Origin of the sequence: Bradyrhizobium sp. (assembly GCF_050014615.1) — a bacterium.
In the GTDB taxonomy this organism is placed as follows: domain Bacteria; phylum Pseudomonadota; class Alphaproteobacteria; order Rhizobiales; family Xanthobacteraceae; genus Bradyrhizobium.
Genome location: NZ_JBEKCZ010000034.1, coordinates 19,800 through 32,778, shown reverse-complemented (window position 1 = coordinate 32,778; position 12,979 = coordinate 19,800). Strand labels below are relative to the sequence as shown.

The window sequence follows — 12,979 nt, the reverse complement described above, 5'->3', positions numbered from 1 at the left end:
ACACGGCCGACCCATGAATTGGGTCGCAGCCGCCTTCAAGATTTCGTGTGAGGCCCGGCCCCCGGCCGCCCGTAACAATCCGCTCCCTGGTTGCGAACATGGTGAACCTACCACAGGAGGATCGCCATGCTGCCCCGTTTCGTGATGTCGCGCTTTGTCATGTCCCTTGGATTGATCGCCGGTCTGTCGCCGGTTGCAGCTTTGGCCGCGGAGCGGCCTGTCGTGGTCGAGTTGTTCACGTCGCAGGGCTGCTCGTCGTGTCCTCCCGCGAACGCCTATCTGAACGAATTGTCGAAGGACCGCCGCGACGTGCTGGCGCTCGCCTTCCACGTCACCTATTGGGATCGGCTGGGCTGGAAGGATCCGTTTTCATTGCCGGCCGCGACGCAGCGCCAGGACGTCTATGGCCACCGCTTTGGCGACGGATCCTACACGCCGGAGATGGTGGTCGATGGCGCCGCCGGCATGGTCGGTTCGGATCGCGGCGAGGTCGGCTCGGCGATCGAAAACGCCAGGCGCAAGGGCCGCACCGCCGCCTCGGTCAGCGTCACCAGAAATGGCGAGCAGGTGTCAATCGACGTCAGCTCCGGCAGCGGCAACGCCAGGGTGCTGTTGATCGGCTTCGACCATGAACATACGACGGCGATCGCCCGCGGCGAAAACAGCGGCCGGACCTTTATCGAAGCCAATGTGGTCCGATCGTTCCGGCCGGTCGGCCAATGGTCGGGAGCGCCGCTGCGCGTCAGCGAACCATTCCCCGAAGGCCAGGATGTCGCGGTGGTGCTGGAAGCGCCGGACGGCCAGATCGTCGGTGCGTCGCGGCTGGCCGGCGGCTCAAGCTAGAGCATGATCCGGAAAAGTGGGAACCGGTTTTCCCTCGCGACAAACGCCAGAGGCGTTTGCGCGGAGATCATGCTCAAACAAGAAAATGGACGACGAGCATGATTCAACTCAGTTGAATCATGCTCTAGCAGGCGCTACCGCGCCGCGGTCACCATGATCTCGACGTTATAGCGGGGCGCGGCGAGCTTGGCCTCGACGGTGGCGCGCGCCGGGGTATTTCCCGTCGAGACCCAGCCGTCCCACACCGCGTTCATCTCGGCGAAGGTCGTGATGTCGGTCAGATAGATCGTCGCCGTCAGCAGTTTCGATTTGTCGGTTCCGGCTTTGGCGAGATGGCCATCGATGATCGAGAGCACCTCCTGCGTCTGCTTGGTGACGCTTTCGCCAGCCGCTGCGTTGGCCACGACGCCGGCGAGATAGACGGTATCGCCGTGAACAACGGCCTGGCTCATGCGCGGGCCTACTTCGAAACGCTGGATGGTCATATTTTTCTCCGAATGGATGTCGTTACGGGCTAGCCCTTAGCGCGGAGTTGGGCGGTCCGCCACTGTGTTTTCAAGGGATTTGGTCTCGGCCTCAGGGGACCGCCTTCGCCGCGGCGCGCCCGGCGTTGCGGCCTGAAAACAGGCAGCCGCCGAGGAACGTCCCTTCCAGCGAGCGATAGCCGTGCATGCCGCCGCCGCCGAAACCGGCGGCTTCGCCGGCCGCATAAAGCCCCGGCATGATCTGGCCGCCGTTGCCGAACACGCGGCTGTCGAGGTCGGTCTCGAAACCGCCCAGCGTCTTGCGGGTCAGGATGTTGAGTTTCACCGCGATCAGCGGGCCATGGGCGGGATCGAGAATCCGGTGCGGTTTGGCGGTGCGGATCAGCCGGTCGCCGATATAGCGGCGCGCATTGTGGATGTTCATTATCTGATTATCCTTGACGTAAGGATTGGCGATCTCGCGGTCGCGCGCCTCGATTTGCGCCTTCAACTGTTCGGCTTTCAGGAGATTGTCGCCGGCCAGCGCATTCATGGCGTCGACCAGATCCGTCAGGTTGTCGCGCACGATGAAGTCGGCGCCTTGGCGCTTGAAGGCTTCGACCGGCGCCGGCGCGCCCTTGTTGGTGGCGCGTCGCGCGGTCATCCACCAGCTCTTGCCGGTAAGGTCGGGATTCTGCTCCGAGCCCGACAGCGCGAATTCCTTCTTGATGATGCTCTGGGTCAGCACGAACCACGAATAATCGTAACCGGTCGACTGGATGTATTGCAGCTGGCCGAGCGTGTCGGAGCCGGGAAACAGCGGCGAGGGCAGCCGCCTGCCTGACGCGTCGAACCACATCGACGACGGCCCGGGCAGGATACGAATGCCGTGGCGCGGCCAGATCGGCGCCCAGTTCCGGATACCCTCGACATAATGCCACATCCGGTCGCGGTTGATCAGTCGTGCGCCGGCGGCTTCGGTAATGCCGATCATCCGGCCGTCGACATGTTCGGGCACGCCGGAGATCATGTGCTTCGGCGCGTCGCCAAGGCGCCTGGGCCAGTTCTGCCGAACCAGATCGTGATTGCCGCCGATACCGCCGGAGGCGACGATCACGGCCTGGGCGCGGAGCGTGAAGTCGCCGACGACGCGGCGCGAACTGCTGGCGCCGCGCGCGACGCTGTCTGGCTCCAGCACCGAGCCGCTGACGCCGTCGACGGCGCCATTGGTGATCGTGAGCGCATCGACGCGGTGGCGGAACCTGAACGTCAGCTCTCCGCTGGTCTGGGCCTCGCGCGCGCGCCGCTCGAACGGCTCGATGATGCCCGGGCCGGTGCCCCAGGTGACATGGAACCGCGGCACCGAATTGCCGTGGCCCATCGCATCATAGCCGCCGCGCTCGGCCCAGCCGACCACCGGGAAGATCCGGTGGCCCATCGCCCGCAACCACGCGCGTTTCTCGCCGGCCGCGAAGGCCACATAGGCTTCGGCCCAGCGCCTCGGCCACAGATCCTCATCGCGGTCGAAGCCCGCCGACCCCATCCAGTCCTGCAGCGCCAGATCGTGACTGTCCTTGATGCCGAGTCGGCGCTGTTCGGGGGAATCCACCAGGAACAGGCCGCCGAACGACCAGAAGGCCTGGCCGCCGAGGCTCTGCTCGCCTTCCTGATCGACCACGATGACGCGCTTGCCGGCGTCGGCAATCTCCGTCGCAGCGACGAGGCCCGCGAGGCCCCCACCGACCACAATGACGTCAGCATCCTCAGCCATCGCCCGTCCCCCGGCTTTTTACGGATGATTGAAGCCCGTGGCATCCGGCGCGGTCAACGGTAAACCAGCTCTTAATGACCGCGCCACGCCGCCGGGCCGCGGAATGTTCCAGTTTGGGACCCTCCGGCAGCCGAGTGCAGCCGGCCGGCAACACTCAATTTGAATTTGATTTGAGTCACGATTCGCATCTGGACAAAATGGCGGTCTCGCAACACGCTGGTGACACTCTCAAGACGATCAGATTCGGGTTCGACAGGTTTTAAACTGGGGCTGAATATGAAGTTCATGACGGGTTTGCTGACGGCCGTTCTCCTGCTGGCGGGCGTTGCGACGAGCCATGCGGTGGTTCGTATCGGCGAAGACCGCGGAGGCCGGATCGGAACCTATGTGGACAAATACCAGGACATGCGCAGCTCCGGCGAGATGGTGATCATCGACGGTTTGTGCGCCTCGGCCTGTACCATCGTGCTCGGTGCCATCCCCCACGACAAGATCTGCGTGACGTCGCACGCCAGCCTCGGGTTCCACGCGGCGTGGGACTTCAGCGACGACGGTCATGCGGTCACCAATCCCGAAGCCACCCAGATGCTCTATTCGATGTATCCCTCGCCGGTGAAGCGCTGGATCGCCCAGCGCGGCGGGTTGACGCAGCGCATGATCTTCCTGCGCGGCAAGGAATTGGAGAGCCTGTACCATCCCTGTTTCCTCGACGCCCGGGCCTCGGCAACGCGCTGAGCGCGCTCTTCAAGTCAGCATGACGTGATCGCGGCCGCCGCCGGGGTGCTTGCCCGGCCGCACGACTGGCCTTATCTGAACGGGATAGACCGGCGGGCGGCGGCTCCACGCCACCCGTCGTTTCAGCTCATTCAGATGGTCGCCGATGGCTTTGCCAGTCTCCACGCCGCAGCAACTGCCCGGGGGTGTACCTCCGGTACGCAGGGTCGCGCCGGCGATTGTGATGGCGGGTGCGGGTCTCGGTGCGGTGCTTTTGGTCGGCGCGCTCGCGCTCTGGTTCCACTACGGAACGGCGGTCTTTTTCGAGATGATTTCCTCCGGCATCTCCGCCTGCTTCTGATCCGCTAACAAGGGAATTCCACGATGGATCGGACCACCCGCCCACTTGTCATTATTGCTGCTTTCGCCGGAAGCCTGGTGGTTGGGCTGGTGCTGATGCTGTGGGCGCTGGGCGGATTGCGCCATGTGGCCACCCCGTCGGCGATCGGCGGGCCATTCCAGCTCACCGACCAGGCCGGTCAGACCGTGACCGAAAAGAACATGCAGGGTCATCCGACGCTGATCTTCTTCGGCTTTACCCATTGCCCGGACGTGTGCCCGACCACGCTGTTCGAGATTTCCGAGGTGCTCAAGGCGATGGGCAAGGATGCCGACCGCGTCAACGCCTATTATATTTCGGTCGATCCCGAGCGGGACACCGCGGCGGCGATGAAGGAATACCTGTCGAGCTTCGATCCGCGCCTGAAGGGCCTCACCGGCGATCCCGACCAGATCGCAAAAGTGCTTTCGGAATACCGGGTCTATGCCCGCAAGGTGCCGCTGAAGGATGGCGACTACACCATGGATCACACCGCGCTGATCTATCTGATGGATCGTGACGGCCGGTTCGTCTCGCCGTTCAACCTCAATCGCAAGCCCGAGGAAGCCGCGGCCGATCTGCAGCATTACCTCTGACCCGCTGTCCCCCGGGGCCGCGAGGTGTTTGTGGCGCAAACGGCATTCCTTTGCCCGCCGGATGGTCTATAAGGCCGTCTCCTCCGGAACCGCGTCGGCGATGCAACCCCTGATAACTTCACGCCAATTTGGAAAATCCGGCCGCAACGCCTGCGCCGCGCTGGCACTGGCCGGTTTTGCGATGCTGGCTTTGGCGCTGTGCGCGGGCGGTGCACGCGCGCAAAATGTCGCAAAACCCGCCTCCGAGGCCGCACCCCAGGCGGTACCCGGCTTCTGGGACCCGAGGCGGCGGCCGGACCGGCCGGACCTGTCGCGCCTCACGGTGATCCGGTTCCTGACCGAGACCGACTACCCGCCCTTCAACTTCACCGGCCCCGACGGCAACCCGGCGGGCTTCAATGTCGATCTGGCGCGGCTGATCTGCGACGAGATCAAGGTCACCTGCACCATCCAGATGCGCCGGTTCGAGACCCTGCTCGATGCGATTTCCAGCAACCGCGGCGACGCCATCATCGCCTCGCTCGCGGTGACGCCGCAACTGCGCGCCCGGGTCGATTTCAGCGATCCGTATTACCGGGCGCCGGCGCGCTTCGTGTCGCGGCGCGACGCCGTGATGCGGGAGATTCGCCCGGAATATCTCGAGGGCAAGAAAATCGGCGCCATCGCCGGCTCCGCGCACGAGGCCTATCTCAAGGCGATGTTCACCGACGCCGAACTGCACCCCTATCCCAACGACGAGGCGCTGCGGCTTGGACTGCGGCGCGGCGAGGTCGACTTCATTTTCGGCGATGCGATCTCGCTGGCGTTCTGGATCAACGGCACCGACTCCGCCGAATGCTGCGCGTTCTCGGGCGGCCCGTTCGTCGAGAGCCGCTATTTCGGCGAGGGCATCGGCATCGCGGTGCGCAAGGGCAATGATCTGTTGCGGCAATCGCTGAACTGGGCGCTGTTTCGGCTGTGGGAAAAGGGCCGCTACACCGATTTGTGGCTGCGCTATTTTTCAGTCAGCCCGTTTTAGGAGTCTGATTTGGAATCGTAGGGTGGGCAAAGGCGCACTTGCGCCGTGCCCACCATGTTAAGTTAACGCGCGTGGTGGTGGGCACGCTTCGCTTTGCCCACCCTACGATGCTACTTTCGTCATTGCGAGCGAAGCGAAGCAATCCATACGGCAACAAGTAAGCGTGGATTGCTTCGCTTCGCTCGCAATGACGATTATATTACAAGCAGGCCGGCGTTCCGGCCCCGGAGAGAGTTTTCTGAGATGTCCACGATCGATCCTTCTGCGCTGCGCGCGCTCGCCGAACAATCCAACGCCTGGCCGTTCGAGCAGGCCAAGGCGATTGTGGCGCGGCTGAAGAAAAAGCCGAAGGACGAGGTGCTGTTCGAGACCGGCTATGGCCCGTCCGGCCTGCCGCATATCGGCACCTTCGGCGAGGTCGCGCGCACCACCATGGTGCGTCATGCGTTTCGCGTGCTGACCGAGGACAAGGTGAAGACCCGCCTGATCGCGTTCTCCGACGACATGGACGGGTTGCGCAAGGTGCCGGACAATGTGCCGAACAAGGAGATGCTCACCGCCTATCTCGGCAAGCCGCTGACAAAGGTCCCCGATCCGTTCGGCACCCATCCGAGTTTCGGCGCGCACAACAACGCGCGGCTGCGCGCTTTTCTCGACACCTTCGGGTTCGACTATGAGTTCGCCAGCTCGACCGATTACTACACGTCCGGAAGATTCGATGCGGCGCTGTTGCGCGTGCTGGAACGCATCGATCAGGTGATGGCGATCATGCTGCCGTCATTGCGCGAAGAGCGCGCGGCGAGCTATTCGCCGTTCCTGCCGATCTGCCCGCGCACCGGCGTGGTGCTGCAGGTGCCGATTACGGCGCATGACGTCAAGGCCGGGACCGTCACCTATGAAGATCCCGAGACCAAGGAGCGCGTCACGCTTCCGGTCACTGGCGGGCATTGCAAGCTGCAATGGAAGCCGGACTGGGCGATGCGCTGGTTCGCGCTCGGCATCGATTATGAAATGGCCGGCAAGGACCTCATCGATTCCGTCAAACTATCAGGCAAGATCTGCGGCGCGCTCGGCGGCCTGGCGCCCGAAGGCTTCAACTACGAGCTGTTCCTCGATGAGCAGGGCCAGAAAATATCAAAGTCGAAGGGCAACGGCCTCACCATCGATGAATGGCTGCGCTATGCGTCGCCGGAATCGCTGTCGCTGTTCATGTACCGCGAGCCGAAGGCGGCCAAGCGGCTGCACTTCGACGTGATCCCGCGCAATGTCGACGACTATCAGCAATTTCTCGACGGGTTTTCACGGCAGGATCCGAAGCAGCAATTGGCCAATCCGGTCTGGCACATCCACGCCGGCCATCCGCCGGCGGCCGACATGCCCGTCACGTTCCAGTTGCTGCTGACGCTGGTGTCGTCGTCGAACGCGGAGAATGCGGCGACGTTGTGGGGCTTCATCGGGCGCTATCGTCCCGGCGTCACGCCGCAGACCCATCCGAAGCTCGATGCGATGGTCGGCTATGCGATCAATTATTATCGCGACTTCGTGGCGCCGACCAAGCAGTTCCGCGAGCCGACCGATGTTGAGCGCGCCGCGCTGCAGGATCTGCGCGATGCGCTGTCGCAACTGGCGCCGGACTCCTCGGCCGAGGACATCCAGAACGTAGTCTACGAAATCGGCCGCCGCGAGCCGTTCCTCGACGCGGTCAAGAAGGGCAAGGACGGCCGGCCGGGCGTCTCGCTCGACTGGTTCAACATGCTCTATCAGGTGCTGCTCGGTCAGGAAAAAGGCCCGCGCTTCGGCTCGTTCGTCGCGGTCTACGGCTTGCCCAATGCGGTGACCATGATCGACGGCGCGCTGGCGCGCTCGGCTTAACACCGGTCGTCGTCCCTGCGAAAGCAGGGACCCATAACCACCGGCATAGGTTGTTGCCAAGAACCTCTGGCATGCGTGCGAAACGTTAAGACCTCGCGGTATGGGTTCCTGCTTTCGCAGGGACGACAGTCGGGTGAAGCCGCAAATCGAGATGGCAGGTCCGCCGTAAATTCAGTCAAAGCCGCTCCCGATTGCGCTACACTGGGAGTGTCGGGAACGGTCCAAGCCTCCGGCAAGAGGTAGAGCCTCCGACGAGAGGCGGGCAATCGCGGGAGATGGTCATGCAGTTCAGGGTTTCGCCGAACACGCTCGGGGAAAGCAGCGCCGAGCAATGGCAGGCGCGGGTCGATCTGGCGGCGGCGCATCGACTCGCCTTCATGCACGGCTTCAACGAGGGCATCTTCAATCATCTGACCTTCGTGGTGCCCGGCCGCGGCGATCGCTACTACCAGATTCCGTTCGGGATGCACTGGTCCGAGGTGACGGCCTCGTCCTTCATGGAGGTCGGCATCGATGACGGCGAGGTCAAGCGCGGCGAGGGCGAGGTGGAGCGCTCCTGCTACTGCATCCATGCGCCGATCCACAAAGCGCTGCCGCAGGCCAAGGCGGTGTTTCATACCCACATGCCCTATGCGAGCGCGCTGACGCGGCTCGAGGACCCGCGCATCAAGGAGATCGGCCAGACCGAAGTCGGGATGTCGGGCAAGATCGCCTATGACGACGAATACACCGGGCCTGCGCTCGATCCCGCCGAAGGCGCGCGCCTCGCAGGCGTGATCGGCGACAAGACCGTGTTGTTCATGGCCAATCACGGCATCAGCACGGTCGGCGAGACCATCGCCGATGCCTATGACCGGCTCTATTACATCGAGCGCGCCGCCCAGGTTCAGATCTACGCGATGTGGACCGGGCAGCCGCTGAAAAAACTTCCTGATGCCGTGGTCGAGAAGACCAGGCGCGATATCAGCGGGGCCTATCTGTACAAGGGGCCGACCCCGGCCCAGCGGCATTTCGATGCCTTGAAGCGCATCCTCGACCGCAAGGAGCCGGATTACGCGTCGTAAGGGGCGTTTTGCTCACTCGTCATGCGCGGGCTTGACCCGCGCATCCATCCCGCTTCGTAAAATTTTTTCGAGTGATGGATTGCCGGGTCATAGGCGAGCGGAAGCGACGCCGTCCTTCGGACGGCTGTGCCCGGCAATGACGGCTGGGCCGGTGGCGCGAGCCTAGCCCGATCCGGCGGCCGATCTGACCCGATCCGCAAACCGGTGCCAGATTTCCGGACGCCAACTTCCATTGGCCGCGCCCGAGGTCGACGGCAGTATCCAAATCCTGGTATCGCCAATCAATTCGATCTGCTCGCCGTAATCTCTCTTGCCGCCCAGAAATTGTTGCCCGGCGTTCTTGCTGGTGAAGGCAAGGAATTTGGGCCGATGCTCCAGGATCGACACGCGCAAGCGCGCCCGCGCCGTCTCTGCGACCCTGGACAGCGGTAGTTGATGATCCATTCCAAAGTGGGTTTTCACGAAGTCGGTGAGACCGAGCCGGTGATGGAGCAGATCGCGGTATTGATGGGGCTGCAATAGCTCCGAGGTCAATTGGGTGTCGTGGAGAATTTTCCAGAACTTGTTCTGCGGATGCGCGTAATACGCGCCGGCCTTCGCGGACGCCGTTCCCGCGGCCGTTCCACAAAACACGACCTGAAGAGATTCGCCCAGGAGGTCGTCGAGCACATCAGCCAACGGCTTCCCCTACTGCGTAGCCCACACGATGCGCGCGATCCATGCGACGTCGGCCGCGGCCAAGGTGCGGTCGGCGTGAGCCGGATGGAGCGAGGCCAGTTCCAGCGTCCGGGTGGTCCGGCGCTTCAGCTCCTTGACCATCACTTCGCCGTGGAGCGTCTTCACGACCACACGGTCGCCGCGCCGGATCGGGGTTATGGGCGATACCACGATGACATCGCCGTCGCGGTAGGCCGGTTTCATCTGGTCGCCGGAAATTTCCAGCGCATAGGCATGTTCGTCATCGACCGCGGGCAGCGCCATCGCATCCCAGCCCCGGCCGGCCGGAAAACCCGCGTCGTCGAAAGCGCCGCTGGTTCCGGCTTGCGCGAACCCGAGCAGCGGCACGGTCTGCACGGCGCGCGCGGTATCGCCGATCAACTGCACGAAGCCGTCGATCGAACTGTTGGCGGCGGCGAGCGCCTTGGCGATCGATTCGGTCGATGGCCAGCGTTCGCGGCCGTCGGGGGTGACGCGCTTGGACTTGTTGAAGGTGGTGGGATCGAGGCCGGATTTTTTCGCCAGTCCCGACGCCGACATCCCGGCGCGCTCGGCCAGCCGATCCAGCGCGGTCCAGACCTGGTCGTGGGTCAGCATTCGCTGCGCTTTTGGATGTCGGGCCATCCGGCGATTTTGTCCAAAGCTAGGAATTATTCCCGCAATAGACCGATATTCACAATCCGGCGCAAGGGCCGCAAACCGGCCCTTGAAGTGCGCCGGTGCCGTCGATACGGTCGACGCGCATGATCCGCCAAAATTCAAGAATTCCGGGGAAATCCCGGGCAACCAGGGCGGCAGGCAGGACCCCGGACGCGTGCGCATGATCTATAAAATCTGTCCCGCTTCGGCCTGGCGCGAGGCCGAACGGCAGGGCGTGTTTCGCGGCAGTCCCGTCGATATCAGCGACGGCTATATTCATTTCTCCACGGCGTCGCAGGTCGCCGAGACCGCGCGGAAGCACTTCTTCGGCCAGACCGGATTGTTTTTGATTGCGGTCGACGCCGATGTCTTGGGCGATTCAGTGCGGTGGGAGCGGTCGCGCAACGACGAATTGTTTCCGCATCTCTACGGCGAACTCGATCTCGGCGCGGTCACCGGGGTGCTTAGCCTGCACGCACGGTCCGACGGCTATCACGACATCCCGGAGCTCAAGCCGTGATCCGCGCCTTTGATGCTTTTTCACTGCCGCTGCTGCGCTGGTTCGATCCGGAGGACGCGCATCGCCTCGCGGTGCAAGGCTTGAAATTCCTGCCGCCGACGCGGCCGCGGCCGGACGATCCAAAATTGACGGTGCGGGCCTTTGGCCTGAACTTTCCCAATCCGATCGGCATGGCCGCGGGCTTCGACAAGAACGCCGAAGTCTCGGATGCACTGTTGCGGCTGGGCTTCGGCTTTGTCGAAATCGGAACCGTGACGCCGCGGCCGCAAGCCGGCAACCCGCGGCCGCGGATTTTCCGGCTGGAGCGCGACCAGGCCGTGATCAACCGCCTCGGATTCAACAATGACGGCGCCGAGATGGTGCTGCGGCGGCTCGCCGCGCGCGCCCATCTCGGCGGCATCGTCGGCGTCAATGTCGGCGCCAACAAGGATTCGGCGGATCGTACCGCCGATTATGTCAACTTGATCGAGACCTTTGCGCCGGTAGCGAGCTATTTCACCGTCAACGTGTCGTCGCCGAACACGCCGGGCCTGCGCAACCTGCAGCAGGCCGAGGCGCTCGACGATCTGCTGGCACGGGTGATCGATGCGCGCGAACGGGTGCGCCAGAACGCCGGCGATTCGCCGGTGCTGCTGAAGATCGCGCCGGATCTCAGCCTCGCCGAGCTCGACGATGTGGTTCATATCGCGCGCTCGCGCCGCGTCGACGGCATGATCGTGACCAACACGACCCTGGCGCGGCCCTCGACCTTGCGCGAGCAGGTCCGCGCCAAGCAGCCGGGCGGCCTATCGGGGCGGCCGCTGCTTCGGCTGTCGACCCGGATGGTGGCCGAGACCTATGTGCGCGCCGAGGGCGCGTTCCCGCTGATCGGCGTCGGCGGCATCGACAGCGGCGGCGCCGCGCTGACCAAGATCCGCGCCGGCGCCAGCCTGATCCAGCTTTATTCCGCGCTGATCTACAAGGGCCTCGGCCTGGTGGACGATATCAAGAACGATCTGGCCTCGACGCTTTTACGCACAGGTCGCGACTCGCTGTCCGAAATCGTCGGCGCCGATGCCGCGACGATCACCGCCGAGGATTGGCCGGTTTAAGTCTTCGCTGCGAATGACGCCCGCAACAGCGCCGGATAGCGCAGCGCCTGCAGTCCGCCGCGCGCGGCATAGAATACCAGAAGCGAGCCCCACAGCCCGGCATTGCCGAATGACCGCAGCGCAAGCCAGGCGGCAAAGAACATCAGCATCGACAGCACCATCAAATTGCGCATATCGCGCGCCCAGGTCGCGCCGATGAAGATCCCGTCATAGGCGAAGGCGAATACCGCTGGGATCGGCGACAGCAGCACGAACCACAGCGTGTCGCGCGCTTGTTGCCGCACATCCGCGCTGGATGTCATGGCGTCGATCAGCGACGGGCCGAACAGCGCGAACACGGCGATCACCGCGAGCGCAAAACCGGATCCCCACAGTATCACCAGCCGGACCGCACCCGAGAAAGCGGCGCGGTCGCGGGCGCCATAGGCGCGGCCACAGAGCTGTTCGGCGGCGTTGGCGAGGCCATCGAGGAAGAACGCGCTGATCATCAGGAAATTGTTCAACACCGCGTTGGCGGCGAGGATCACGTCGCCCGAGCGCGCGCCCTGCGCGGTGAAGAACAGGAACGCCGCGATCAGGGCCGCGGTGCGGATCATGATGTCGCGGTTGACCGCCAGCATCCGGATCAGCTTGGTCCGATCGAGCAGCGTGGCGCGGGGAATGCCGGGCGCGCCCTGCGTGAGTCGCCGTGCAATGAGAAGGCCGAGCAAAAGCCCGGTCGCTTCCGCGACCACGGCGGCAATCGCGGCACCGGCAATACCGGCATGCGCGACCAGCACCAATAACACCGTCGCCGCCACATTGATCAGGTTGATCGCGATCTGCACCGTGAGCGCCAGGCGGGCGCGCGCCTGTCCGATCAGCCAGCCGAGCACGACATAATTGGCGAGCGCCAGCGGCGCCGACCAGATGCGTATCGCGAAGTAGGCCTTGGCGGCGCGGGTGACGCCCTCGCTGCCGCCCATGGCCCCCACCAGCACGGCGCTGAGCGGTAGCTGCAGCGCGATCAGGCCCGCGCCGATCAACCCCGCGACCGCAAGGCCCCGCAGCAACAGCGCGCCTATTTCCTTTGTTTCGCCCGAGCCCAGCGCCTGCGCGGTGAAGGCGACCGTACTCATGCGCAGGAAAGCGAACAGCCAGAACAGGCAATCGAAAATCACCGAGGAGATCGCCACCCCGCCGAGCAGCGTCGCATCGCCGAGCCGCCCGATCGCGATCGTGGCGACGACGCCGATCAAGGGCGTCGTCAGGTTGGCGACCATCGCCGGCCCGGCGATGGCGAAGACCTGCG

Annotated in this window: 14 protein-coding genes; 9 read left to right on the top strand and 5 right to left on the bottom strand. The window is 64.2% G+C overall.

Going from position 1 to position 12,979, the window contains the following annotated elements:
• Positions 1-126: 126 nt before the first annotated feature.
• Complete coding sequence (locus ABR948_RS08150; protein WP_428115606.1) at positions 127-843, top strand: DUF1223 domain-containing protein; 717 nt, start codon at positions 127-129, stop codon at positions 841-843.
• Between the two features lie 134 nt (positions 844-977).
• Here ABR948_RS08150 and ABR948_RS08145 read toward each other — a convergent pair whose 3' ends face one another.
• Both ABR948_RS08145 and ABR948_RS08140 read right to left on the bottom strand, forming a co-directional pair.
• Positions 978-1,328 (bottom strand): RidA family protein, encoded by a 351-nt coding sequence (locus ABR948_RS08145; RefSeq protein ID WP_428115603.1) that lies wholly within the window; start codon positions 1,326-1,328, stop codon positions 978-980.
• A 91-nt stretch (positions 1,329-1,419) separates the two neighbouring features.
• Positions 1,420-3,078, bottom strand: a complete 1,659-nt coding sequence (locus ABR948_RS08140) for an FAD-binding dehydrogenase (RefSeq protein ID WP_428115600.1) — start codon at positions 3,076-3,078, stop codon at positions 1,420-1,422.
• Positions 3,079-3,354: 276 nt separating this feature from the next.
• On the opposite strand from ABR948_RS08140, the gene ABR948_RS08135 reads away from it, so the two are divergent.
• The 6 genes from ABR948_RS08135 (at position 3,355) to ABR948_RS08110 (ending at position 8,721) form a co-directional block, all read left to right on the top strand.
• On the top strand, positions 3,355-3,813 hold the full coding sequence (locus ABR948_RS08135; RefSeq protein WP_428115597.1) for a hypothetical protein: 459 nt from the start codon (positions 3,355-3,357) through the stop codon (positions 3,811-3,813).
• Positions 3,814-3,958: 145 nt separating this feature from the next.
• Positions 3,959-4,153, top strand: coding sequence for a hypothetical protein (locus ABR948_RS08130; protein ID WP_428115594.1), 195 nt, complete (start codon positions 3,959-3,961; stop codon positions 4,151-4,153).
• A 23-nt stretch (positions 4,154-4,176) separates the two neighbouring features.
• Entirely contained in the window at positions 4,177-4,767 is a 591-nt protein-coding gene (locus ABR948_RS08125; RefSeq protein WP_428115591.1) for an SCO family protein, read from the top strand.
• Positions 4,768-4,867: 100 nt separating this feature from the next.
• Positions 4,868-5,785, top strand: coding sequence for a transporter substrate-binding domain-containing protein (locus ABR948_RS08120; protein WP_428115588.1), 918 nt, complete (start codon positions 4,868-4,870; stop codon positions 5,783-5,785).
• A gap of 243 nt (positions 5,786-6,028) precedes the next feature.
• On the top strand, positions 6,029-7,657 hold the full coding sequence (locus tag ABR948_RS08115) for a lysine--tRNA ligase (RefSeq protein WP_428115586.1): 1,629 nt from the start codon (positions 6,029-6,031) through the stop codon (positions 7,655-7,657).
• Positions 7,658-7,938: 281 nt separating this feature from the next.
• A complete protein-coding gene (locus tag ABR948_RS08110) occupies positions 7,939-8,721 on the top strand; it encodes a class II aldolase/adducin family protein (protein ID WP_428115583.1) in 783 nt (260 codons plus the stop codon).
• Between the two features lie 162 nt (positions 8,722-8,883).
• On the opposite strand, the gene ABR948_RS08105 is transcribed toward ABR948_RS08110, so the two are convergent.
• Positions 8,884-9,390, bottom strand: coding sequence for a mismatch-specific DNA-glycosylase (locus ABR948_RS08105; RefSeq protein WP_428115662.1), 507 nt, complete (start codon positions 9,388-9,390; stop codon positions 8,884-8,886).
• Positions 9,391-9,408: 18 nt separating this feature from the next.
• On the bottom strand, positions 9,409-10,035 hold the full coding sequence (locus tag ABR948_RS08100; protein WP_428115580.1) for a S24 family peptidase: 627 nt from the start codon (positions 10,033-10,035) through the stop codon (positions 9,409-9,411).
• 217 nt (positions 10,036-10,252) lie between these two features.
• On the opposite strand from ABR948_RS08100, the gene ABR948_RS08095 reads away from it, so the two are divergent.
• Positions 10,253-10,597 carry a DUF952 domain-containing protein gene (locus ABR948_RS08095; RefSeq protein ID WP_428115659.1) on the top strand — a complete coding sequence of 115 codons (345 nt, stop codon included), beginning with the start codon at positions 10,253-10,255 and terminating at the stop codon, positions 10,595-10,597.
• Positions 10,594-11,688 (top strand): quinone-dependent dihydroorotate dehydrogenase, encoded by a 1,095-nt coding sequence (locus tag ABR948_RS08090; RefSeq protein WP_428115577.1) that lies wholly within the window; start codon positions 10,594-10,596, stop codon positions 11,686-11,688. Before ABR948_RS08095 ends, ABR948_RS08090 begins: the two co-directional genes overlap by 4 nt.
• Here the strand turns inward: ABR948_RS08090 and ABR948_RS08085 are convergent.
• Entirely contained in the window at positions 11,685-12,950 is a 1,266-nt protein-coding gene (locus tag ABR948_RS08085) for an MATE family efflux transporter (protein ID WP_428115657.1), read from the bottom strand. The genes ABR948_RS08090 and ABR948_RS08085 overlap by 4 nt on opposite strands.
• Between the last annotated feature and the right edge of the window lie 29 nt (positions 12,951-12,979).

Bases quoted from the DNA above. Each gene is read 5' to 3' on its own strand.
- ABR948_RS08150 (WP_428115606.1), top strand. From the start codon at position 127: ATGCTGCCCCGTTTCGTGATGTCGCGCTTTGTCATGTCCCTTGGATTG.
- ABR948_RS08145 (WP_428115603.1), bottom strand. From the start codon at position 1,328: ATGACCATCCAGCGTTTCGAAGTAGGCCCGCGCATGAGCCAGGCCGTT.
- ABR948_RS08140 (WP_428115600.1), bottom strand. From the start codon at position 3,078: ATGGCTGAGGATGCTGACGTCATTGTGGTCGGTGGGGGCCTCGCGGGC.
- ABR948_RS08135 (WP_428115597.1), top strand. From the start codon at position 3,355: ATGAAGTTCATGACGGGTTTGCTGACGGCCGTTCTCCTGCTGGCGGGC.
- ABR948_RS08130 (WP_428115594.1), top strand. From the start codon at position 3,959: ATGGCTTTGCCAGTCTCCACGCCGCAGCAACTGCCCGGGGGTGTACCT.
- ABR948_RS08125 (WP_428115591.1), top strand. From the start codon at position 4,177: ATGGATCGGACCACCCGCCCACTTGTCATTATTGCTGCTTTCGCCGGA.
- ABR948_RS08120 (WP_428115588.1), top strand. From the start codon at position 4,868: ATGCAACCCCTGATAACTTCACGCCAATTTGGAAAATCCGGCCGCAAC.
- ABR948_RS08115 (WP_428115586.1), top strand. From the start codon at position 6,029: ATGTCCACGATCGATCCTTCTGCGCTGCGCGCGCTCGCCGAACAATCC.
- ABR948_RS08110 (WP_428115583.1), top strand. From the start codon at position 7,939: ATGCAGTTCAGGGTTTCGCCGAACACGCTCGGGGAAAGCAGCGCCGAG.
- ABR948_RS08100 (WP_428115580.1), bottom strand. From the start codon at position 10,035: ATGCTGACCCACGACCAGGTCTGGACCGCGCTGGATCGGCTGGCCGAG.
- ABR948_RS08085 (WP_428115657.1), bottom strand. From the start codon at position 12,950: ATGGTCGCCAACCTGACGACGCCCTTGATCGGCGTCGTCGCCACGATC.